Genomic DNA, 24,062 nt, shown 5'->3' on the forward strand with positions numbered 1-24,062 from the left:
GGGTTCGTTTTACATCCAGGAGGCTTTATGGGCCTCCACCTCGAATAGCCCGGTATTGATAATCTGGCGACCCTGCTGGCAGCGGATAAAGGGAATGCTCTGGCCGCCACAGGCCAGTATCAGGGTCACAGAACAGAGGTTATAGGGCTTCATCCAGATACTCTGTGCGAATCGGGTCTGCTGGATTTTGCTCAGGGCAAAACTGTAATAATCCACACCAAACAAACCCTTGCGGATATAAACAAAGTTATTGTCGATGGCAAAGCCCCAGCGTTTCCAGCGCAGGTAAATCAGGGTGCAAACCAGTAACAGGCTTAACCCGGTGATGAAAAGTGCTATGGCCTCAGGGGCCAGCAGTAGGGCGATACCAGCGTGCAGCAACAGCGCAAACAGACAATGCCGCCAAAAAAAACGCCGGTCAACAGGCTGATAATCAATCTCGCTGAGCCGGTTGTCAGGGTAGATGTCTTTAAGCAGAGCCTCACACTCATCGGCTTTAATGGAAGGGACAATGATCTTATTATTTAGCATCATCATCTGGCCATGTTCAATATTGGCGTTGAACTGCTCCAGCTTAAGATTAATACGGCCAATCAGGCGGTCCAGCCAGTCTTGTCTGCGCACCAGCATTTGCAGACGGGAGCGGCGCATGGAAACCTCATGGCGGGTAAACAGGCCGCTGCGACGGATATATCGGTCATTCAGGCGACTCAGTCGGTAGCCGTAAAAGCTGATGATGGCGCCAAGCACCGAAAACAGGGTGAGAATCAACATTGCCAGGAAAATCAGTGTCAGCAGCGTCAGGCTATACTGCCACAGTGTTTGCTCAGAAGGGTCGAGCATGGCTTCCAGATCCAATCCCGAAGACATCATTACTCCGGCCAGCCATTCAAAGATATTGTCAAAAAAAGGCGCCAGGCCGCCTAAAAAGATCCAGATGCGGTTACTGGTTACCCCGTGGATCACCAAATCTGACAGTGAGCGGCGATTCAGCTCCACTTCCTGTGGTTCAGTTACAGGCACTGACGGATCGGCGGCCTCGTTCTCTGGCGCGCCATTGCTGGCTGCGGGTTGGCTGGCAAAGTGGACAATGGCTGATTTGAGAGATAAGGCCTGTTGCATGGGCAGGGCAAAGATCTTAGCTTCATCTTTGCTTGAGCCGGCAGTGTCCAGTACCACGCAGGTATGGTTGCCGGGCCGGTAGAACAGGGGCTGTTCCAGTTTCACGTTATGGATGCGATGAAAGGGTAAATCCAGATGCTTTTTACTCAGCACTCCGGAGCGTATCTGAATATGATCGTGACTGAGCCGGAAGCGGTAAAAATGAAATTTCAGCCAACTGCTGCCAAGCACAACGCCCAGCAGTATTAATGCTCCCGCAATAGCCTCTGGCAAGTTTTCGATGATAGTCGAGTAGCCAATCAACAAGGCCGGGATCAGGTAGATAAATTGCCCGACTATCTGGCGCAGCAGATTGAAACTGAAGTAAACAATGGCAATCAGCGGCAGTTTCTGCCATTGGTTCTGCTGTATTGTCAGTTGTTTCTCGTCATGGGGTTCAGTCATGTTGGGCAATGTCTTTGTGCTCAAGGATAAACCGACGTATTTGCTTGGCTTTAGCCAGCGGCAGGCCGGGAATGGCAAAGGTGTGCATGGCGCCGCCGGCGCTGAAAACCTGAAGGCTGGCCAGGCCGGCCTTGCGCTCAATCGGCCCGCGTTTGAGTTCCACATGCTGAATGCGCAGCACCGGCTGGGTCGTCACACTGATAAAAATGAGCCCGCTACGATAACTGAGGTCGTGCTGACGCAGCGCATAACCTTTGCGTTTATCTGCCAGATAGAAATAGCCGGGGATCACTACCGCAGCGATGCTCAGCCCCAGTCGGGTGCTGTCCAGATGAGCGGTGATAAACTGGGGCAAACTGAGCCAGCTTTGCCATTGCAGCGCCACAGTGACCAGCAACAATAACAGGAAAAAACACAGATTAACCAGCAGATTAAGTTTTGGGTAGAGCCGTGACATGGGCGTGAATTCAAGCTCCTCAATATCGGGCAGCTCATTGAGTTGCGGATTGACAAATTCCTCGTTATGCATTGAGTTTCCCTTTGATTGATGGCCCGGAGCTATTCTGTCATCTGACAGGTGCTAGTCTTGCATACGGTGGGTAGTTATAAAATGTTATTGGAGCGGTAGCAAGGCAGAAAAGAGAAGGTGAATTGTTACAGGGGATGATTCATAGCCGCGCCAGTGATTGACATGGGTGCTAAAAGGAAGTCACGGGTGTTCGAGACTTCCTGCAGATAACTATTACTCAGATAAAAATCAGAAGCTGTAACGGCCGGTGAGCATCAGAACATCCAGATCCTGGGTTTTAAGATAGCTGGCACCGGCGGCGATTGCCGGGGTGAAATAATAGCTGCCACCGATTTCGAAGGCGGTATCGGAGCCATCACCAATATCCATATAAGAAATACTGCCTTTTGCTTCTAATTTGTCGGTCAGCATGCTGCGTACACCAGCTGCGATGCTATAGCCGTTCTCGTCTTCAGAGAAAGATGAACCCAGCGCTGAGGCTTTAACATCCAGTCCCTCATACGCCAGCGTAGCGTAGACATCTGTGCTGGATGTGGCGGCATAACGATAGCCCAGCCCGAGGGTGGTCCAGTCCAGATCGACTTTGGTTTTGGTGCTGAAAACACGTACCGTATCCGAAACAGAGGTAAAGCGACCCTGGAGGAAAAAGTCATTGCCAATTAATGCAGTGCCTGCAGCACTGAAACCTTTCAAAGAGATATCGTCAAGCTCATCGATGTCGACCTTGGCGTAGGAGATTTCCACATTGTTCCAGTTAGGTGCGGTGGCTGAGGCTGGGAGAGCGATTAGTGCAGCGCTGAATAAAGAGGCAAAAACTATAGTTTTGTTCATTTAATGATTCCTTTTGATTAAGCGTCAAACCATATGACGCGGGCGCGAATTATCCATATAAATGTGGGTAAGTGAACCGTTACTTCCGAGATTCAATGACGTTCGCAGAATTAGCGTGCAAATCGCGGGATTTTTGAACAATGGTGGTATTGCCTGTTTATTTAATCTGCCCTCTTAGCAGATTTGCGCTGTTGGCGAGGCTGGCAAGGGTGCCCATCACGCCGGCTACCGAGGCAATAATAATAGGAATAGACTGGCCCGAAGTGATAGCCATGCCGCCTATGATGATAATGATCAGTAAACCAATAGGTAAGCGATAGTTTTCCAGGTGCCGGCTTCGCTCTGATGAATAAGCTCCGCGATGGCGTTTTTAGGTTCGGCATTGAGAATAAACTGTCTGAAACTCTGATTCGCAATCTGAATGTCATTGTCTGTAATTTTGATCAGGCCATCGAGCAGCAGTTGTTCGATCATCTCTTTATTCAGCGGGTTCAGATGATCGCCCTTGGCCAGATGATAGAGCGCCAGTTTTTCAACATTACTGCAGGACTCCCATTTAAAGCGATAGAATGCATCGGCGAGGATCAGCAGCAGTTTGATGGTCTGCTCCGGCGATCCGTCCTTCTCAGCGTTGTGTTCACTGGCAATAACCTGCTCAGCACCCAGACAGCTGCCGAGTTCGGGCAGTGCGGCGATTTCTTTGTCTAAAGTGGGATAGTGCAGAGCCCTGAGCAGACCTTTGGGCGGTATCACCCTGAAATCCATCAGGCATTCAGCCCAGGACAGGTATTCCACTTCGCTGATAGCAGGCGCACTCCCGGCCAGTATTTGTTTTTTCTGGCGTATACGATTGAGCGTATGGAACTCAGTCAGGATCCTCAGTCCATGCAGTTTGCCCAGCAGTACCAGTGATTTGAGTTGCATGATCAGCTCAAGCAGACACTGGCGTTGTTGAGGCTGTTCCAGACTGCTTTCGATATCCCATAACTCTACTTGCAGCGCGCCGGAGTCCTCCACCCGTTTAAGATTGATTTTAAGGTTTGAGAAACTCTGATTTTGTTTATGGCAGGCCATCAGTTGCGGGCAGAGTGACATCAGCTCGGTGAATCTGCCGATGAGCTCATCAGCCACTTCCTGTGTCGTCATTCCCAGCAACAAACTAAGGTGAATGCCGTTGTGCTGAGGCGCTGCGATCTGAATAGTTAACCCCGGATGAATGCCTGGGGTCAGGGCGCTCTTATCACGCCGCTTAAAGATACGCAGGTTACTCAGGTAAGAAGGCGGATAATCCAGCCGCTGCCACAAAAGATTGCGATGGAACAGTACCCAGATCGCCGGCAGCAGTAACATCAGTAATAAATACAGGGCGATGATGGCCCGGGGTTGAGTGATCCCAGCCCTGAGGAGGGTTAACTGTGGTGCTGAGAACTCGGGGCCTGGCTGTTGTGCCAGATTTTTGAGCCATTGCCAGGCATACCGGAAACCCGACAGGGTAGTCAGCGCCGGATAGTCATCAGTGTTGACTGACAGCAAAAATCCTTCACATTGCCCGCCTTGTGTTGCCGCAGCGGGTAGCAGTTGTTGGGGGGCAATACGCTGGTGAGTGACTGAGTTGGGGTAGTTGTTCAGCGCAATCTTGTGGCGTTCGCTTCGCTCCTGGTTCCAGGCTGCACAATGATAGTTCTGATAATACTGCAGCAGATTTTTAAGGGGTAAAGAAGACGTGGGGGCCAGATACACAGCCTGGCCGGGGATAAATACGAGCAACACCAGTATCACAAGCCATCGGCCATGGCTGCTTGTTTCAGTGTTGGTTATGCGGGCCCAGAGTAGCAGGCCGGTACAGATTAAGATAAAACAGAGCAACAGGCTTAACAGCAGATTCATCAGTGTCATATCCGGAAAAAGCATGATTTTGGCCACGACCCAGAAAACCGCGCTCAGGTAAATCACCAGCGAGAAAAACAGGCAGCCATGGGAGAGGTGAAGCCCTCTGGGCAGCATGTTATGCAGATAAGTGGATAGTTTACCGATGCGAATAACTAACAGGAGCAGCCAGCAGAGTAATAACATCAGACCCATTGCCATGGCATAAAACAGAAATTGAGTGAACTGGTGGGCCTTAAGGGTGCTGTCGGGGTAGAACACCAGCACCGCCCACTCATCTATTGGTGCCGGGTGGACCGCGAATTGCCCGCTTTGTCCATGATAATGGCCACTGAAGATCTGTTTGTTGCTATTTCCATCACTGTCCAGGCCGGCCTTGAGCCAACGGGCGACGGCGGACGTTTCGTCACCGAGGTGGAAAATGTTTTCTGTCAGGGTGCGATCACTGTGAGTATGAAACAGTACCTGTCCGCGCTTGCGATTGACCACCATAAAGATTAAATCCTGTTGGTGTGGCGCTCTGAGGCTGACCGAGGGCAGGATAATGTCGGCACCCAATACAAAACCATCTGGAGTCTCTGTGTTGTCACCGGAATCACCAGCCGAATACAGGGGCATGGATATGGTGGTGCCACGGGTGCCGTTGTCGATATTCAACAGACGCTGGATGTAGATATGCTCAAACTTGCCGTTACTGTTCGCTCTGGGCAGACTAAAGCCACGCATATCCCGGACTTGCTTGAAATAATCCCGGTGAGACAGGTCATAGATTGATGTGGCGCCATTTTCATAAAAGTAGATACTCGGCAGGGTCAGTCTGGCATCCGGATTGATGGTAAAGATGCTTTTAAACATCCCGGTATCAATGGGGTGTTTGAGGTACATACTCAGATCTTGCCCTTGTGGGCTGAGCACAAAATCCTGATGATAAATATCCATTAGTTTGCTGTCGGGACTAAGGCGCTGGTAGTTAAAAGGTTGGAACTGTTGCTGCCTGGGCAGCAGCCAGCGGGCACTGGAGGTTATGCCATAGAAGGTTAGATCACGGATGTTGGGAGCACAAAAATCAGGTCTTGTCTCCTCATCCTCAGACTTGCAGCTATGACGTAAGGTCTGTTCAAGTGGCAAAAAGTGTCGTACCAGATAGCGATAGAAGCTTTGATATTGCTCCAGTTCAGAAAACACTGTCTGAAGGTCCTGTTTCAGTTCTGCGGAAATCTGCAGCGCATAATCCGCAGCCATTTGTGCTTTAAAATGGTGCAATTGCCGGTGTTCCAGTGAAGCAAGCAGCCAGGCGCCAAGCAGGATAAACAGGGCATAGCTGATACAGTAAAAGCCATAGCGATAAAGTCGTCCCATAGCGTGGTGCAGAGGCATCAGTAGCAGGCGCAGCAACAACCAGACAAAAATCAGACTGACCAGGCTGATGATAAGCATCGACAGATTCCAGCCCCCGCTTTCTTTATTACTCAGTTGGTGTTTTGGCAACAGCCCCACCAGATAGAAACTGTGTAATTTGCCGGTTCTGGCACTATCTGCTGATCCTGCGGTGTCCGATACTGTCGCTGTTACAGGGGTTTCGAGCCTGAAAGGGTAGAGAAAAACCCGGTATTCGCCATGAGACAGGGTCATATCGATATGCCGGCTGAGGCTGGGGAGACTCAGTTTGGCACTGTCCTGGGCGCCTTGTTGATCCATGCGCCATTGGGTTTGCTGCTGATACAATGCCTGCTTAATACTGGTGAGATCCACCACAGAGATACTTTTCTCATCGCCGCTGCTGGTTAAGACAATGCCCTCGCCATCGGCAAACAGGTATTGACTGAACCCCTGCTCAGGAAAGGGCAATATATCTTCTACCTGTATTCTGTCGGTAAATTCCTGGCTTGTGATTGTCAACTCATGGTGGCTGAGCTTAAAGTCAGTGCTGCGTTGCGGGGCTGATTGTTGCACATACTCCGATTTGTTCAGTTTGTTATTGCTGCCGGAAAGTGGCTTTTTCTCTCGTCTGAAGCTCGGGAATAATGAACGCAGCGCGCTGACACCCGCATCGTACTGATACAGACTGTTCAGCTTGATCAGATTCTCATTAAAGTGATTAGAGGCTTCGTAAAGTATCCGGTAGTAATCCTGACTGATGACTCTGTCCTGCAGATCCATGTAACGGTAGTAGGCAAAAACACTGAAACCCAGCACCAGCAATAGTGCCAAGACCCAATATCTTTTAGTTGCGGGAACAGCAGCAGAGCCCGAACGCTTGTCTTGTGACATGGTTCACTTCCCTGAGGGCGGAAACCTACTTAGTTCTTCTCAGGTAAGTAAGGGCTAACCCTTGCCAAAAAGCAAATTATGACAGCCTTTTAGCGTCCGGCCCATTGTTTTCGGGTGCTGTAAACATGTCGTAAATTTTATTGATATTCATATTCGCGAAATTTTAAAAGCCTGCCTACACTTGTCACAAATGGTTAAAAAACAATCAGTTTGATGTTTTTTTCAACGTCAAGGATGCGTTGATGAGTCTGCCACACGATAAGCCATGGCAGGGAGTCATCAGGACTGAATAATAAAAAGGGTTGAGGATATGGCGTTCGCTGTTGTTCTGGTTATCCTGGTTTTGGGCTCGGTGCTGTTTCATTTTCTGTCCCCCTGGAATATTACTCCTATCGCCTCCAACTGGGGCAGCATAGATGTCACCATGCTGATCACCTTAGTGATCACGGCGGTGGTGTTTATCGCGGTTAACTTCTTTATTGCTTATGCGGTGATCAAGTTCCGCCATACCCCAGAGCGCAAGGCCCAGTATGAGCCTGAGAATAAGAAACTTGAGTGGTGGCTGACTCTGGGGACCAGTGTCGGCATTATTGCCATGCTCGCCCCCGGGCTGATTGTCTATGCCGATTTTGTCAATGTGCCCGAAGATGCTCATCAGGTTGAAGTGGTGGGGCAGCAATGGTCCTGGAGTTTTCGCTTTCCTGGTGAAGATGGCGAACTGGGTAAAAGTGCTATCGGGCATATCAGCACAGACAATTCCTTTGGTGTCGATCCACTGGATGAAACCGGGCAGGATGACAGGTTGCTGACCAGCAATACATTGCTGCTGCCGGTTGATCGTCCTGTCAAGTTGCTGTTGCGCTCCAAAGACGTGCTGCACAATTTCTATGTACCTAATTTCCGCGTCAAGATGGACTCCGTGCCCGGACAAGTCTCCTATCAGTGGTTTACGCCCACCCGCACCGGTGATTTTGAAATTCTCTGTGCTGAATACTGTGGTATCGGCCATTTTAATATGCGTGCTTTTGTCAGAGTGGTGGAACAGCAGGAGTATGACGACTGGCTGGCGGGTTTACCTACCTTTGCTGAGAGTCTCAGTGGCGATGCCTCGGAGAAGCTCAGTGTTAAAGCAGAAGAAGGCCAGCAGGTGGCACAGCAAAAAGGCTGTATGGCTTGTCACGGCTTTGAGAGCAGCCCCGCCGGGCCCTCCTGGCTCGGTCTTTATGGTTCAACCCGGGTAATGAAAGATGGCAGCGAAATCCTTGCCGATGAGGATTATCTGACAGAGGCGATATTGGAGCCCAATGCCACAGTGGTAAAAGGCTACGCCCCGATTATGCCCAAGCTTGAACTCAGCGAACTGGAAGTAGAGTCGGTGATCGCCTTTATCAAAGAGCGGGGCAGTGAAGGGGAGATGCCTCAGGGCAACGACAAGGATGAGAATCAAAAAAGCAGTGCAGACAGCCAGGCTTCCGGTGCCGATCTCGCCCAGAGCAAAGGCTGTACCGCCTGTCACAGCGTTGATGGCAGCCGCCTGGTAGGTCCGAGCTGGCAAGGCATTTATGGCAGTGAGCGGACACTGGCAAGCGGGGAGACGGTGACGGTGGATGACGCCTATCTGAAAGAGTCCATGTTTAAGCCCAATGCCAAAGTGGTTGAAGGTTACCCGCCGGTGATGCCGCCCTCTCAGATAAGCACCGCTCAGGCGGATGCCCTGATCGAATATATTAAGAGTCTGTAATAGGAGTGGACAGTAATGACAGCACAGGATCACCATGCGCCCCAGAGTTTCTGGACCAAATATATCTGGAGTCAGGATCATAAGGTCATTGCCATTCAGTATTCGCTGACGGCTATCTTTGTTGGCCTGATTGCTCTGGTGTTATCAACCCTGATGCGTTTGCAGCTGGGGTTCCCCGGCAGTTTTGATTTTATCGATGCCAGTGCCTATTACCAGTACGTGACCATGCATGGCATGATTATGGTGGTGTATCTGCTGACGGCCATATTTCTGGGCGGCTTTGGTAATTATCTGATCCCGCTGATGGTGGGCGCCAGGGACATGGTATTTCCCTTTGTGAATATGCTCAGCTACTGGTTTTATCTGCTGGCAGTGGTGGTGTTGCTGGCCAGCTTCTTTGTTACCGGCGGGCCCACCGGTGCAGGCTGGACCCTGTATCCGCCACAGGCCATTTTGCCGGGAACCCCGGGCTCTGACTGGGGTATTATTCTGATGCTGGTGTCTCTGGGGATATTTATTATCGCCGCCACCATGGGCGGGCTCAATTATGTCACCACTGTGTTACAGGCCCGCACCCGTGGCATGACCCTGATGCGTATGCCGCTGACCATCTGGGGCATCTTTATGGCTACTGTGCTGGCCCTGTTGGCGTTCCCGGCGCTGTTTGTCAGCGCCATTATGATGCTGTTCGATAAACTTCTTGGCACCAGCTTCTTTATGCCGGCCATTTTGTCGATGGGTGAGCAAATGGGCCATGAAGGCGGCAGCCCGATTCTGTTCCAGCACCTGTTCTGGTTTTTTGGCCATCCCGAGGTGTATATCGTTGCTCTGCCAGCCTTTGGTATCGTCTCAGATCTGATCAGCACTCATGCGCGCAAGAATATTTTTGGTTACCGGATGATGGTATGGGCCATTGTGGTCATCGGTGTTCTGAGCTTTGTGGTCTGGGCTCACCATATGTACGTGAGCGGCATGAACCCCTATTTCGGGTACTTCTTTGCCACCACTACCCTGATTATTGCCGTGCCTACCGCGATTAAAGTCTATAACTGGGTACTGACACTATGGCAGGGCAATATCCGCATGTCAGTGCCGATGCTCTTTGCGCTGGGTTTCGTATCGACCTTTACCATCGGCGGGCTGACCGGGTTGTTTCTGGGTAATGTGGTGGTGGATTTACCCTTATCGGATACCTACTTTGTGGTGGCACATTTTCATATGGTGATGGGGGTGTCACCGGTGCTGGTGATCTTCGGTGCTATCTATCACTGGTACCCGAAGATGAGCGGTAAAATGCTTCATGACGGTATGGGCAAGTTCCATTTCTGGGCCACCTTTATCGGTACCTATGCGATCTTCTTCCCCATGCACTATCTGGGGGTACTGGGCGTGCCCAGACGCTATTACGCCTACGAAAATTATGACTTTATTCCTGACTCGGCCAAGGATCTGAACGCCTTTATCACCATTGCGGCAATATTTGTGGCGCTGGCGCAACTGGTGTTCCTGTTTAACCTGGCCTGGAGTTATTTCAAAGGTAAGGAATCGGGCCCCAACCCCTGGGAAGCCACGACGCTGGAATGGCAGACTGAGACCACACCACCGGGCCATGGCAACTGGGGAGAGACAATCCCGGTCTGTCACCGCTGGGCCTATGACTACAGCGTGCCGGGCTATGAACAGGATTATCTGCCACAAAACTATCCGGAGGAGGCTAAAGCATGAGCATTTTTCAGACACTCACGGAAAAGCCCTGGCTGGAGGGCACCAATGAGATCCAACAGAAAAGCCCTGATCGGGTTAAGAAATCAGCGGTGAAAGTGCTGTTATCGGTGATTTCTGTACTGTTCTTTCTGTTCTTTGTGGCCTTTCTGATGCGCTCGCAATATCCCGACTGGCGACCTCTGGCTGAAGAGCCGGGGCAGCCACTGTTTTACCGGGGCCAGCTGTGGCTGAATACCCTCTATTTAATCTTAAGCAGTTTGTGTTTTCACTGGGCCAGCCGGGCCGTGAAACACAACAACGCAAAAAGTGTACAGGTGGGGATTCTTATTGGTGGCTTGTTTGCGGCGGCCTTTATCGGTGGGCAACTGGTGTTCTGGCAACAACTTCAGGCCCAGGGCTTTTTTGTCAATCACAGCCCGGCGCTGAGCTTTTTCTATTTATTTACCGGCCTGCATATCGCCCATTTACTCGGTGGCATGATTGCCTGGGCGATGGCACTGTTTAGTCTCAAAAAGGCAGGAAACGGCTCGCTGGTGAGCCTGTGTGCCACCTACTGGCACTATCTGCTGGTGCTGTGGGCGTTGCTGTTTGCATTGTTGGTCAGCAAGCCGGAAACCTATGATGCGATTGCCGCATTTTGTGGGCTGGGGCAATAACTATGACAACACAAAGCTCTTCCAAAGCCCAGGGCCTCAGCGGCATGGTGCAGGACTGGTCTGCTGATAAAGAGGCCTTTGAGGTGCCCTGGGGCAAGGCCATGATGTGGATCTTCCTGCTCAGTGATACTTTTGTATTTGGCTGTTTTCTTATCGGCTATATGGCGGTGCGGATTGCCGCCGTCGATCCCTGGCCTCCTGCCACCGATGTTTTCGCCCTCACTATTGCCGGACAGTCTATTCCGCTGGTGCTGATCGCCATTATGACTTTTATCCTTATTACCAGCAGCGGCACCATGGCCATGGCGGTCAATTACGGCTATCGCAAAAACCGCCACAAAGCGGCCTGGCTGATGTTACTGACGGCGCTTTTGGGTCTGACCTTTGTGGGTATGCAGGCGTTCGAGTGGACCAAGCTGATTGAAGATGGCGTTCGTCCCTGGGAGAACCCCTGGGGGGCGGCGCAGTTTGGTGCGGTATTTTTTATGGTCACAGGTTTTCACGGCCTGCATGTGTCCATCGGTGTGATTTATCTGACCATAGTGGCGATCAAAGTACTGCGTGGTCATTACGAGAAAAAAGGTTATGAGATCATCGAGATCACAGGCCTCTACTGGCACTTTGTGGATCTGGTCTGGGTGTTTATTTTTGCATTCTTTTACTTGTGGTAGGAGAGAGTTATGAATACTTCAACCTCTGAAGGGCAGCAGCATCCCATCAGCCTCTATCTGAAGGTCTGGGTATTGCTGTTTATCCTGAGTGCCCTGTCTTATATGGTGGACTATGTTCAGCTTGAAGGTCTGCTGCGCTGGTCTTTGATTTTGATTTTTATGTTTCTCAAGGCCGGGCTGATTATCGCCATTTTTATGCATATGATGTGGGAGCGTATGGCACTGATCTGCGCCATTCTGATTCCTCCCCTGTGTTTGCTGGTGTTTGTCGCACTGATGGTTGCAGAGTCTGAATATACCCTGTTTACCCGCTTTAGTTTTTTTAGCTAGTCCGGGACAGCTGATCTCGCTGAGGCGCAGAGCTCGCAAAGTAAGACGGATAATTTTAACCTGTCATTCCCGCTAACTTCGTGCTCTTCGTGGTCCAAAAGCCTTTAACCACGAAGGACACTAAGAGCACGAAGATGGCAAGAGAAGAATATCTTCAAACCTCTGCGTCTTTGCGCCTCAGCGAGATCAAACAAAAAACAGGGCGATCTCGCCAAGGCGTAGGGGCGCACAGAATAAAAACAGTTTGAGCGGTCCAACCCCTTAAAACCTCTGTGTTCTCTGTGCCTCTGTGGTTAATTGTCGTTAATCTAATTTCACCGGGCAGACAAAGCCTGGTGGTTTTAACGCCAGCACTGAGCAATCCACACTGTTCAGAATGTCCTCAGCTGTATTACCGATCAGCATGCCCAGGATACCCTGGCGGCTGAGGGTGCCCATCACAAGTAAATCAACATTATGGTAGTCGGTCTGTTGGGCCACCACATGGGCTGGTGTACCATGCACTACATGGGTTTTAATCTTTGTTTGCTGTTCTGATAATACATTAGCGCAGAAATTTGCCATTCTCGACTCATAGTGTCGCTGCATATCCCTGTGCAAGCGTTCAAAGGTGCTGTCATCCAGCCCCCCACGCGTCTGAAGATGATCCTCGTTGTCCAGTTTCCAGGCCTGTACCAGATGAGCTTTGGCACTGAGCAAACCGGCCAGCATAGCTGTAGTTGTTGCAATATCAGGATTCAGATTTGCACGCTGGTTGTCATCGTTGTCAGGGTTAAGATCGACGGCACCCATAATATTGCGCATCGGATAGTAAGAGGTGCTTTTTACTGCCCACACCGGACAAGGGCATTTACGGATTAAGTGCTGTGCCGTACTGCCAAAGATGCGTTGTTTCAGATTGCTTTCGCTCTGGGCATTGAGCATCAGCAGATCCACAGATAATTCATTAACCTTGCGTAAGACTTCAATTACGGGCTTGCCTTTAGCAACGAGAGTGGTGGTTTGTATCCCGGCGTGAATAAAATCTTCAGCAATCATGTCGAGACTTTTCTGTGCATGTTCAGTGAGCTTCGATTCAACCTGACTTGCCAGTACTTTTTCTGGCATAAAAAGACTTTGGGAGACAGGTGTCATCACTTCCATCAAGGTCAGCTTTGCGCCGCTTTTCTGACATAGTTGCCTCACCTGGCGCAAGCTCATATCCTGATTCAGATCTGGTCTGGACAAAAACAATATATGTGTAATGTTTTCCATAACCGCTCCTTAATCGTTTTCACTTTTGCGGGTCAGGATATGTGCCGCCTGAGCCGCCGCATCTTTAAATGGCATCAACACCAGATCGACACCCAAATCATCTAATTGTTGCTTTTCTCCCGGATAGTAACTGGCAAGTGCAATTTTACCTTCAAAGCCATGGTGGCGGATTGCACTAATCAGAGAGCGACTTGGATCTTCATGAGTCAGGCCTGTCTCATGGCGGGGCAGGGTGGAGATGATCCAGTGAGTGTGACTCAGCGGTAAATGTTCTATAAAGTCCGGGTCGCAGGCATCGCCATAAAAGGCATCAATACCACGTTTGTTCCACTTCTGCACCACATCGGGATTAAAGTCCACCACTGCCAGACTATAGCCTTGCTCAGACAGAGTCTCTGCGATCTCGCTGCCAAACCTGCCGAGACCATAAATAATCGCATCATAGCTTTTACGCTGGGTGTTTTGTGCAGGCTGAGATTCCCGGTATGGGTTTCTGCGCTCAAATGGTGTCAGCCACTTTTCCAGTTTGAGGTACAGGGAATGAGAATAGGTGATCATATAGACCGAAAGGGCGATGGTAATCAAACCCACCAGCGTCACCAGTCCCAGCACCTCATTGGTAAGATGACCTATGGTTACGCCCATGGCAACAAAGATCAGAGAGAACTCACTGATTTGTGCAACCGTCAGTCCGGCCAGAAAGCCTGTGCGTTTGCGGTAGCCCATCCAGCCCATAATGATCACCACAATCAACGGATTTCCTATCAGCACAAAGAGGGAGAACACCAGAGCCGGGATCAGTTGCTCACCAAGTAAGGAGAGATCCAGTTGTGTACCCAGGGAAATAAAGAAAAACAGCAACAGAAAATCCCTTAGTGACGACAGCCGTGACACTATGGATTCACGGTAAGGGGTGGAGGCCAGCGCCACACCGGCAAGCAAACCGCCCAGTTCCATGCTGAAACCCAGACCATGTCCTAAGGCGGCCAGTACTGCTGCCAGAGCGATAGAGAATACCAACAGCAATTCGGTGTTTTTGGCGATACGTTTAAGCAGCGGTGTCGCCAGGAACCGGGCAAACACCAGAACCAGGATGAGCATAAGCAGTCCACCGCCAGCGATTCGCAGCAGATGATCACTGTAGTCCGGATTCCCGGTCCCGCCAACGCCGATTGCCGATAAGGTAATCATAGCGACGACCACGACAAGATCCTGAACAATCAGAAAACCAATGGCGATCTGCCCGTGCAGGGAGTCCACTTCTTTTTTGTCGGACAGCAGTTTGACAATAATAATGGTGCTGGAGAAGGTGAGAGCAACGGCTACATAGGCAGAAGTAATTGTATCCAGGCCCACAGCCAAGCCAATGCCAAAGCCAATTGCAGAAGTAAAGGCGACCTGCCCTAAGCCTGTCGCCAAGGCTACGGGCCCCAGAGTTCTTATCAGCTTAAGATCCAGTTTAAGACCAACAAGAAACAGCAGCACTGCGATGGCCAGTTCAGCTAATAGGGCTACACTGTCAGCACTATGTACGATATTCAGAACAGAAGGACCTGCCAATACGCCAACAGCTATAAAACCGACGATCATAGGCTGGCGCATCAACTGACCGATGACACCAACCAGGGCGGCAAGAGCCAATAAGGTAGTCAGTTCATAGAAAGGATTCTCCCGAATCAGTTCAAGCATCGTTTGCTCCACCGTTATTGAACACGACCAGCTTAGTAAAACCTGGAACGCAGGTATTGTGACAGATCAATATTGCAGTTTGTATAGTTTCTGCCCATGAACATTGCTGGCTTACTCGTTTTAGCTTTTTCAGCTGATCCGGGAACACTGATCTCGCTGAGCTTGCAAAGTAAGACGGATAATTTTAACCACGAAGGACGCGAAGAGCACGAAGACGGCAGCAGAAGAACATTTTCAAACCTCCGCGTCTTTGCGCCTCAGCGAGATCAAACAAAAAAACAGGGTGATCTCGCCAAGATGCAGGGAACAGAGAGTAATACAGTTTGAGTATCTCTGTGGTTAATTGTCTTTTTCCAATGGCTGCTGGATGCCCAGCAGCCATTGAATTAGCAATGTACTGATCAATTACACCGTGAAATCAAAGGTGCTGGACATGCCCGATAACTACATTCGGGCATGACAGGCGGTCATTCCCGCAGTTGTTGGCGGGAATCCAGTGCCATTTTTCTTATAACCACGAACCACACGAAAGGCACGAACATTAACGTGAGGCTGCTCTGTTTTTCTGTTCGTGCCTTTCGTGGTTCAGTGCTTTTTCTTCCCAGCTACGCCAAAGCAATATTTACCACTGAGAGTCACAGAGGGCATGGAGCTATGTAGGGCCCAATTTATTGGGCTAACGGTGTCGCTCCCACCTCTGCTGGTCGAATAAATTCGCCCCTACATCTCTGTTATTAATCCCCCTGAATAATCTGGCTGACTTCCAGCAGAGGTGAGGCGTCGATATCCTTGGCGTCCATCATGGATGCCAGCCTTTGTACCGCAAATACCAGCTGGTTTTGCTCCCAGTCCTCAAGTTCCGCAAAGCGTTTGACAAAGCTGGCCTGCAGCGGTTGCGGCGCCTTGGCGTAAACACTTTTACCTTTTTCGGTCAGAAACACTCCCACCTTACGTTTGTCTTTGGCGTCCCGCTGGCGCAGGATAAGCCCTCGACTCTGAAGTCTGTCGAGAATACTGGTCACCGTCGCCGGGCTCAGATTGGTGGCACTGGCGAGCTCTTTAACCATGGGGCCGCTGTCATCAGCAATACCCGCCATAATCAGCAACTGTGGCACGGTTAAATCCACATGCTTTTCCAGTTGTTTGGAGTGCAGACCAATGGCCCTTATCACCTTGCGCAGCGCTATCAATAACTCATCATGTTTTTGCATTGGTTCTCCCATACTTTACTGCTGATTATCTCAATAAATGCAGGAAAAGCGTCTTTTTATCTGTATTTACCAATATTAGTTTGTCAACGAATCAATATTGGTGAACTATTTTTCACCTTGTGCGTAGTCATGCTGTTAGTATGATTCGGAAAATTCAGTTATTCAGGCAGTAATAACCGAATTATCAGCGAATAATGTAGAAATTTACACCTTATCGTCGATGATCAGGCCGGTTAACTTGATTTTCAGTCTATATCGCTTAACACTATTAATTAGTGTAAAAATAATATGTGCACAATTTAAAACCAACACCAACTCACCAAATCAATTCAGGGACACAAAGTTAATTATGTTTAATCGTAAAAAACTGAGTATTGCCGTTATTTCAGCACTCGCTGCCAGCCCTTTGGCGTATGCCCAGGACGAAAGCGAAAAAGGAAAAATTGAAACCATTCAGGTCACTGCTACCAAGCGAACGGAATCTATCCAGGACGTGCCGGTTTCAATGAGCGCTCTGAATGGTAAGCAGCTTGAGAAACTGGGGCTGGACAATTTCAATGAATACGTAGAGTTCCTGCCCAATGTGGTATTCCAGGGCACGGGGCCTGGGCAGAACGAAGTATATATCCGTGGTGCGGCCACCACCCAGACCAATATCTCGGTGTCTACCGTGCAGGCGCTGCAGCCTTCCGTAGCGTTTTACCTGGATGAACAACCGGTGTCTATGCAGGGCCGAAATCTGGATGTGTATGCCACCGATATGCAGCGGGTTGAGGTACTACCCGGGCCTCAGGGTACGTTGTTCGGTGCCAGTTCTCAGGCCGGTACAGTGCGTATGATCACCAATAAACCCGATCATGCGGGTTTTGCTGCAGGCTTTAAGACCAGCATCAGCTCGACCAAAGGCGGGGAGATGAGCAATTCCGTTGAAGGCTATATCAACATCACGCCTACCAACGATTTGGCGCTGCGTGTGGCGGCCTACAATGATTCCCAGGGTGGCTGGATAGACAATGTGCTGAACGATCCCGACAACGGCGGTTACCGCGGCAGTGCCCAGGTGATCAGCCGAATCTCAGGCGGTGTGCTGGCGGACCCTGCCAATACGCCGGTAACGGTGCCTAAAAACGACGCGCTGGTGGAAGATGATATCAACGATGCAACCTATTCCGGGGCTCGTTTCAGCGCGTCTTACCATATTAATGACGACTGGAACCTGCTGGTACAGCATACCCAGCAATCACTTAACACCGAGGGTGTGTTCTCTTATGATCCGAACCTGGAAGGTGAAAGCTCAACTAACCGCTTTCAGCCTGAGAGCAATGACGATGACTTCGGTTTAACCACCTGGACCCTGGAAGGGCGTTTAAAACAACTGGAAGTGGTGTATACCGGTGGTTATCTGGATCGTGAAATCAACTCGCTGATTGATTATACCGGTTATACCAACGGCGGACTCTTTTCCGCTTACTATGTGTGTCGCTATTTTGGCCTGCCAGCGGAAGAACAGGAATGTCTGGATCCGACCAAATTCTATAAGGAAGAAACAGACACCAGCCGGGTCACGCACGAGTTACGTTTCAATACCCCGGTAGAAAATCGCTGGAGACTCACAGCGGGTGTGTTTTATGACGATCAAGATCTCTCCACCATCGGCTTGTTCAAGATTCCCAATACGGACTTGTTCCCCGATATGGCAAGAACTCTGGTGGGTAATGAAGGCATCAACAGTGATGGCGGCCCCTTCCCCTCTGAAGTCGGGTTTGTTAACGACATTACTCACACCATTGAGCAGATAGCGGTATTTGGTCAGGGCGAATATGACCTGACCGATACCCTGACGCTGACTCTGGGTGCCCGTTGGTATGAGATTGACGATACCTATAAAGGCTCTACAACCACCGCCGATGTCAGCGGTCGTTTGCGCGCTTTTGGTGATGGCAGCGACCAGGCACTGATCGACTTTTTCGGTGAAGAAGCGGCTCAGGGCTATATTGACGCCATCGCCAGCGGTCAGCTGGATGTCAGTCTGGTGGATGAAAACGGTACGGTGACAGTGGATGATGTCATTTACAAGGCCTCTCTGGACTGGAAAGTCAACGATGATGTGTTGTTATTTGCCACCTATTCAGAAGGGTTCCGTCCGCCGGTCACTAACCGGGTAGGGGGTGGTGCCGCCACAAATAGCAGTGGTGTATTCGCCGACTTCCGTATTCCGGTCTACTCTACCACCGATACCCTGGATAACTATGAGCTGGGCATGAAAGGGGATTTCCTTGAGCAGACCTTAAGAGTGAATGCCACTGCGTTCTACTCAGAAATTTCTGATTTGCAGACGTCTCGCTTCGACCCCACAAACATCAGTTTCCTGGTGTTTACCGATAATGTGGGTACCGCCGAAATTACGGGCCTGGATGCAGATTTCCAGTGGTATGCCACAGACAATTTCGTACTCAATGGTGCCATGAGCTGGCTGGATACGGAACTGACAGAGATTAACACTGAACTGCGTGGGATTGCGCCGCCGGAAGGCAGCCGCCTACCTTTCTCGGCGGAATTTTCCGGTAACCTGCAGGCCAGCTATTTCTACATGCTGGAAAATGGCTGGGAAGGTTACGTCAATGGTGCCATCAACTACACCGGCGATCGCCTGGTGGGGATGACCATGGACGCCTATGTCATGGAAGATGCTACCCAACTGATCTATGGCACCGGCAGCGGGCTGAAGATCGAGCAAGAGGCAGCGCTGTTTGAAGGTGTCACCTATACCGATGAGTCAGGTAATACCTTCGCCGGTGGCCGTTATGTGCAGGAAAGCTATGCGGTAGCCAATATCGCCTTTGGTGTCAGAGCCAACGACTGGACTGCTGAGCTGTATATCGACAACATCACTGATGAACGTGGTATGCAGTATATCGATACCCAGCAGTTTACTCCCAAGGTGGTAAGCAGCCGCCCCCGTACTATTGGTGTGCGGTTCTCTTACGACGCGTTCTAAGAAGACACTTGTCGTAATATAAAAAGGCAAGCGCAGTGCGCTTGCCTTTTGCGTTTTAATCTCCACACAATGACATCAACGACGCCAGGCACACTTAAGATGGAGTATGAATTGAGCAAACCCACAGGCGAAATGCTGAGGCAAATCCAGCAACTGATTCAGCAGGCCAGCTTCGAACAGGCAGAAGAGCAGGCCAGGGAATTATTGGCGCAGCAACTGCCACCGGCTGTTATGCAGGAGCTTTATTATTTGCTGGCCGTCAGCCAACGTTATCGGGGCGCACCTGATGAGGCACAGCAGACTCTTAAAAGATTACTTCAGCTGAATCCGGAGCATGCCAGGGCGCTTCAGGAACAGGGCTATCTGGCTCAGGCCAGAGGTGATAACTTTGCTGCCGCTCAGGCCTTTTATCGGGCCACAAGGTGTAACCCGGCTTTGTTAAGCAGTTGGAAGGCTTTACTGGCCTTGTACCAGCAGGCCGGACAAAAACAGGCCATGGAGCTGGCACAGCAGCATATCAGCGCCCTCGAGCAGTTACCGCCACCTTTGCTGGGGGCATCTGATCTGATGTACGACGGTAAACTGATGCAGGCGGAACAACTGTGCCGCCAGTTTTTATTGCAGCATAAGCATCATATTGAGGCTATGTGTTTGCTGGCCGAGATCGGTGTGCGTCTGAAAATCTATGATGATGCCGAATTTTTACTGGAAAGCTGTGTAGAGCTGGCCCCGGAACACATAAGTGCCCGCACTCAGTATCTGACTTTGCTGTTGCGCACCGGCAAATATGCCAAAGCCGAACAGCAGGCGAGATGGTTGCTGGAGCGCCAGCCGGACAATTCCGCCCATAAAATCAGTCTGGCTGCGGCACTGGTGGGCCTGGGCGAGAATGAGCAAGGCATTGCGCTTTACCAGAGCGTATTGGATAAACTGTCACAACCAGCAGATGTATATCTGCAACTGGGACATGCGCAAAAAGCCATTGGTGAGTTTGATGCCGCTGTCACCAGCTATCAGAAAGCCTATCAACACCGACAGGACTTTGGTGATGCCTACTGGAGTCTGGCGAACACCAAGACCTACAGGTTTAGTGAACAGGAAGTGCATAACATGCAGGCCAGAGCCGGGGATGAGCAGACTCCGGTGGATGATAAAATTCATTTTTATTTTGCTCTTGGCAAAGCCTTCGAGGATCAAAAGGACTACCAGAATGCCTTTGAATACTACGCCAGTGGTAACCAGTTAAAACAGCAGCAGTCTGGCTACGAGCCTGATAAGACCACGCAAATGGTGGATGCCCAGATTAAGCACTGCACTGCAGAGTTATTTGAAAAGCGCGGGCAATTAGGGGCCACGAACCCGGACCCTATCTTTATTCTCGGGTTACCCAGGGCCGGCTCTACGTTGCTGGAACAAATTCTTGCTTCGCACTCTAAGGTGGATGGCACCATGGAGCTGCATAATATCCTTGGTCTGGCCATGCGTCTGCGTGGTCGCAATGCCAGTCAGGCGCCAGCTTATCCAGCCAACCTGTGGGAGATAAAAGACGAGTACTTCGCCCGCTTCGGTGAGCAGTTTATCGACAACACCCGCTCATACCGGGGGAATGCGCCATTTTTTATTGATAAGATGCCAAATAATTTTCTGCATATTGGCCTGATTAAACTGATATTACCCAATGCGAAAATTATCGACGCCCGCCGTCACCCTATGGCCTGTTGTTTCAGCGGTTTTAAACAGCTATTTGGCGAAGGGCAGGACTTCAGTTACAGTCTTGAAGCCATGGGCGGGTATTACAAAGATTATGTGAGACTGATGGAGCACTGGAACAGAGTGTTACCCGGGCAGATATTGCAGGTTCAGCATGAAGAATTGCTGCAGGATACCGAAGGGCAGATCCGCCGTATGCTGGATTTCTGCAATTTGCCCTTCGAATCCGGGTGTCTGGAATTCTATCGCACTAAACGCAGTATCAAGACACCGAGTTCAGAACAGGTGCGCCAGCCAGTTAATAAGCGTGCCGCGCAGCAATGGCGGCATTTTGAACCTTATCTGCAGCCACTGAAAGAAGCATTGGGTGAAGAGCTATTGGCGCAATATCGCCGCTATGAACAACTATGACAGGCAGGAGTAAAAAACGAAACTCAGTCCTGTGACTGATGTCGTTTGATATAGCTTTGGATAAAACGGCGCAGTTCTTTGGCGGCTTTGGTGTTTTGTTGTTCGCAGATTTGCACAAACTCATCCCGGGTCTGCTTATCGATGCGAATAAGCAACTGGCTGTCTTTTTTACTCTTTTTGCTCTTTGAGGGCATGGCATTCGGCTTAATGATGGGGAGCAAAATTGTAACCTGTGACACTTTTATGTCAATTTAATGAACAGGTGTTATTGATAAGAGAATAACCGGCTTCAAATGACTGGCGGTAAAGGGGTAAACAACGCTAGACTTAAGCACGCTCTAACGTAACGGATATAACAGAGAAAACTATGAAAAAACGCACACTTAGTGGATTGATGGGCGCCTTATTACTGACCAGCACCTGGGCTCAGGCCGAAGGCGCCATGTATGGCCTGCTGGGATTAAATTACGCAGAGGCCGATCAGGAAGAGATCAGCGCCAAGGGACCTGGATACAGCTTTGCTATGGGCTATGAGTTTCACCGGCAATGGTTTGTGGAGCTGGGCTATCAGCAACTGATTGATGAGGATACCGATGCACTGACTGCTGACAACCTTGGCAGTGAGGACAGCAATAGTGCGACGGGAGATGCCATCTATGCGGCGGTTTTAGGTAAAGCGGCTTCTCAGGCGGGCACGCTGTTTTACCGCTTAGGACTGATGAGTGTTAAGTGGCAGGCCGACAGCTATTTACCAGAGGGCAGTGAATGTGCTCAGGGGCAGGCGACTGAGGTGACGGTGAATGCAAACCTTAACGCAACCCGCTGTGCAGTAGATGATACGGTGATTGCCGGTGTAGTCGGGTTGGGTTTTGATTTTGTTCTGACCGAAACAGTGGATTTACGCCTCGAAGCGCAGCATATCCGCGGAGAAGATGATCTGCAGGTCAATCTGGTGCAACTCGGTGTAAGGTACAATTTTTAATTAAGACTAATCATAAGTCATCCAGATTCGTCAGTAAGTTCTGACCCCAGCCCAGCAGTGCCCGTTGATCTTCGGCTGATTTCTTCTGCCATTGGCTGAGCATTAGCGCCATTCTGGGATTATCACTGAACTTGTGCTGATGCTTGTCGATAAAATGCCAGTACAGGGCATTAAAAGGGCAGGCTTTATGACCTGTAGTCTGGTTCACGCTGTACACACAGTGTTTGCAATGGTTGCCCATTTTGTTGATGTAGCGTCCGCTGGCGGCATAGGGTTTACTGGCCACAAAGCCGCCGTCGGCATACAGGGCCATGCCGAGTGTGTTTGGCAACTCCACCCACTCAAAGGCATCCACATATACCGCCAGGTACCAGCGACATACCGCTTTAACATCCAGACCACTGAGTAGGGCAAAGTTGCCAATTACCATCAGACGCTGAATATGATGGGCATAGGCCTGCTCCAGCGAACTGGTGATGGCCTGGCTGACGCAACGCATATGGGTCTTGCCATTCCAGAACCACTTCGGAAGGGCGCGCCTTGCATCCAGCGCATTGTTGTTTTCATAGTCCGCGCCGCAAAACCAATAGAGCCCGCGCACATATTCACGCCAGCCCAATATTTGCCTGACAAAGCCTTCAGTGGCATTTAAGGGCGTCAGACCTTTTTCGTATGCTCCGATAGCGGCGCGGCATACCTGCATAGGGCTGAGTAAGCCAATATTAATATAGGCAGACAACAGGCTGTGAAATACCGTGCTGTTGTCATCGGCCAGGGCATCCTGATAGTCACCAAATAGCGCCAGACGATGCTGAATAAAGTCATCCAGGGCTGCGCTGGCCTGCTCTGTGGTTACCGCCAGCGCAAAGTTGTCCAGCTCGCCGGGGTTATCGGCAAACTCCTGTTGTACCAGCTCCAGTACATCCTGTGTTATCGCATCCGGGGTAAAACCGACCGGCTTAGGGGGATTAAGATCCACTTTCCAGGGCTGACGGTTTTGCTTATCAAAGTTGTACTGGCCTCCTGCTGGCTGGTTGCCGTCCATAAGCAGACCTGTTCGCTGCCTTGCCCAGCGATAATAATGCTCCATGCGTGGTTGTTTTTTATTGCTGAACCAGTCCAGCATTTCTGACCGACTAAAAATAAAGTTACTGCCAGATAAAGCGTTAACCGGTATCTGCAGCTCTTGTTTAAGGCTTGCAAATTCCGCTACCAGCCGGTGCTCACCGGGCTCAACATAATACAATTTCTGATATGGAGTTTGTTGCAACTGATGCCTGATCAGTTGTGAGAAATTGCACAGTCCGGCTCGTTTGCTCTCCTCGTATTGAAAATAGATTACCTGATATCCGCTCTGGCGCAGGGCATCGGCGAAGTGGCGCATGGCGGAGAAAATCAGCGCGATCTTGATTTTATTGTGAGGTACATACCCGGCTTCATCAGCCAGCTCCGCCATCAGGATATGATCTGTATCCTTGTTCAGTTGCCTGATGGCGGGTTGGTGATGATCTAATTGATCACCTAAGAGTAATAACAGGTTCGGCATAAGTCACATAAGTCGGTACAAACAGACACTTATTCGGTTGTAGTGGCAAAGGGG

The 24,062-nt window shown here is 50.3% G+C and carries 18 protein-coding genes; 9 read left to right on the top strand and 9 right to left on the bottom strand.

All coding sequences use genetic code 11. The annotated features are described in order from the left end of the window. Positions 1–9: 9 nt before the first annotated feature. The 4 genes from AT746_RS04610 to AT746_RS04625 form a co-directional block, all read right to left on the bottom strand. A complete protein-coding gene (locus AT746_RS04610; protein ID WP_062477089.1) occupies positions 10–1,566 on the bottom strand; it encodes a PH domain-containing protein in 1,557 nt (518 codons plus the stop codon). Continuing rightward, positions 1,559–2,095, bottom strand: a complete 537-nt coding sequence (locus AT746_RS04615; RefSeq protein ID WP_062477092.1) for a PH domain-containing protein — start codon at positions 2,093–2,095, stop codon at positions 1,559–1,561. The genes AT746_RS04610 and AT746_RS04615 overlap by 8 nt, the downstream gene beginning before the upstream one ends. Before the next feature lie 228 nt (positions 2,096–2,323). After that, positions 2,324–2,926, bottom strand: a complete 603-nt coding sequence (locus tag AT746_RS04620) for a porin family protein (RefSeq protein ID WP_062477095.1) — start codon at positions 2,924–2,926, stop codon at positions 2,324–2,326. Between the two features lie 294 nt (positions 2,927–3,220). Continuing rightward, positions 3,221–7,084, bottom strand: coding sequence for a hypothetical protein (locus AT746_RS04625; protein ID WP_062477097.1), 3,864 nt, complete (start codon positions 7,082–7,084; stop codon positions 3,221–3,223). Positions 7,085–7,394: 310 nt separating this feature from the next. On the opposite strand from AT746_RS04625, the gene coxB reads away from it, so the two are divergent. Genes coxB through AT746_RS04650 form a run of 5 tightly spaced genes read left to right on the top strand, consistent with a single transcriptional unit; the run spans position 7,395 to position 12,207 of the window. Continuing rightward, complete coding sequence (gene coxB / locus AT746_RS04630; protein ID WP_062477100.1) at positions 7,395–8,825, top strand: cytochrome c oxidase subunit II; 1,431 nt, start codon at positions 7,395–7,397, stop codon at positions 8,823–8,825. 15 nt (positions 8,826–8,840) lie between these two features. Then, positions 8,841–10,550 (top strand): cytochrome c oxidase subunit I, encoded by a 1,710-nt coding sequence (ctaD, locus tag AT746_RS04635; protein ID WP_062477104.1) that lies wholly within the window; start codon positions 8,841–8,843, stop codon positions 10,548–10,550. After that, positions 10,547–11,206, top strand: a complete 660-nt coding sequence (locus tag AT746_RS04640; RefSeq protein WP_062477107.1) for a cytochrome c oxidase subunit 3 — start codon at positions 10,547–10,549, stop codon at positions 11,204–11,206. The genes ctaD and AT746_RS04640 overlap by 4 nt, the downstream gene beginning before the upstream one ends. Before the next feature lie 2 nt (positions 11,207–11,208). Further along, a complete protein-coding gene (locus AT746_RS04645) occupies positions 11,209–11,877 on the top strand; it encodes a heme-copper oxidase subunit III family protein (RefSeq protein ID WP_062477110.1) in 669 nt (222 codons plus the stop codon). A 9-nt stretch (positions 11,878–11,886) separates the two neighbouring features. Continuing rightward, entirely contained in the window at positions 11,887–12,207 is a 321-nt protein-coding gene (locus AT746_RS04650) for a cytochrome C oxidase subunit IV family protein (RefSeq protein ID WP_062477113.1), read from the top strand. Between the two features lie 303 nt (positions 12,208–12,510). Here the strand turns inward: AT746_RS04650 and AT746_RS04655 are convergent, their stop codons facing one another. Together AT746_RS04655 and AT746_RS04660 are read right to left on the bottom strand one after the other, a co-directional pair. Then, positions 12,511–13,461 (bottom strand): universal stress protein, encoded by a 951-nt coding sequence (locus AT746_RS04655; RefSeq protein ID WP_062477117.1) that lies wholly within the window; start codon positions 13,459–13,461, stop codon positions 12,511–12,513. A gap of 9 nt (positions 13,462–13,470) precedes the next feature. Then, entirely contained in the window at positions 13,471–15,150 is a 1,680-nt protein-coding gene (locus tag AT746_RS04660; RefSeq protein ID WP_062477121.1) for a cation:proton antiporter, read from the bottom strand. Positions 15,151–15,246: 96 nt separating this feature from the next. Between AT746_RS04660 and AT746_RS04665 the strand changes: the two genes are divergently transcribed. Then, positions 15,247–15,477 (top strand): hypothetical protein, encoded by a 231-nt coding sequence (locus AT746_RS04665; protein WP_062477125.1) that lies wholly within the window; start codon positions 15,247–15,249, stop codon positions 15,475–15,477. A 407-nt stretch (positions 15,478–15,884) separates the two neighbouring features. On the opposite strand, the gene AT746_RS04670 is transcribed toward AT746_RS04665, so the two are convergent. Beyond that, the gene (locus AT746_RS04670) at positions 15,885–16,361 is read right to left on the bottom strand and encodes a MarR family winged helix-turn-helix transcriptional regulator (protein WP_062483965.1); all 477 of its coding nucleotides are present in this window, start codon (positions 16,359–16,361) and stop codon (positions 15,885–15,887) included. 349 nt (positions 16,362–16,710) lie between these two features. Here AT746_RS04670 and AT746_RS04675 point away from each other — a divergent pair, with 349 nt between their 5' ends. Both AT746_RS04675 and AT746_RS04680 read left to right on the top strand, forming a co-directional pair. Further along, positions 16,711–19,359, top strand: a complete 2,649-nt coding sequence (locus tag AT746_RS04675) for a TonB-dependent receptor (RefSeq protein WP_062477127.1) — start codon at positions 16,711–16,713, stop codon at positions 19,357–19,359. A 111-nt stretch (positions 19,360–19,470) separates the two neighbouring features. Then, a complete protein-coding gene (locus AT746_RS04680; RefSeq protein ID WP_231731015.1) occupies positions 19,471–21,480 on the top strand; it encodes a tetratricopeptide repeat-containing sulfotransferase family protein in 2,010 nt (669 codons plus the stop codon). Between the two features lie 23 nt (positions 21,481–21,503). Here the strand turns inward: AT746_RS04680 and AT746_RS19775 are convergent, their stop codons facing one another. Then, positions 21,504–21,701, bottom strand: coding sequence for a hypothetical protein (locus AT746_RS19775; RefSeq protein WP_156413629.1), 198 nt, complete (start codon positions 21,699–21,701; stop codon positions 21,504–21,506). A gap of 146 nt (positions 21,702–21,847) precedes the next feature. On the opposite strand from AT746_RS19775, the gene AT746_RS04685 reads away from it, so the two are divergent. After that, positions 21,848–22,462 carry an outer membrane beta-barrel protein gene (locus tag AT746_RS04685; RefSeq protein ID WP_062477134.1) on the top strand — a complete coding sequence of 205 codons (615 nt, stop codon included), beginning with the start codon at positions 21,848–21,850 and terminating at the stop codon, positions 22,460–22,462. A gap of 10 nt (positions 22,463–22,472) precedes the next feature. Here AT746_RS04685 and AT746_RS04690 read toward each other — a convergent pair whose 3' ends face one another. After that, positions 22,473–24,008, bottom strand: coding sequence for a cryptochrome/photolyase family protein (locus AT746_RS04690; protein ID WP_062477138.1), 1,536 nt, complete (start codon positions 24,006–24,008; stop codon positions 22,473–22,475). Positions 24,009–24,062: the final 54 nt, after the last annotated feature.

Origin of the sequence: Lacimicrobium alkaliphilum (assembly GCF_001466725.1) — a bacterium.
Taxonomy (GTDB): Bacteria; Pseudomonadota; Gammaproteobacteria; order Enterobacterales; family Alteromonadaceae; genus Lacimicrobium; species Lacimicrobium alkaliphilum_B.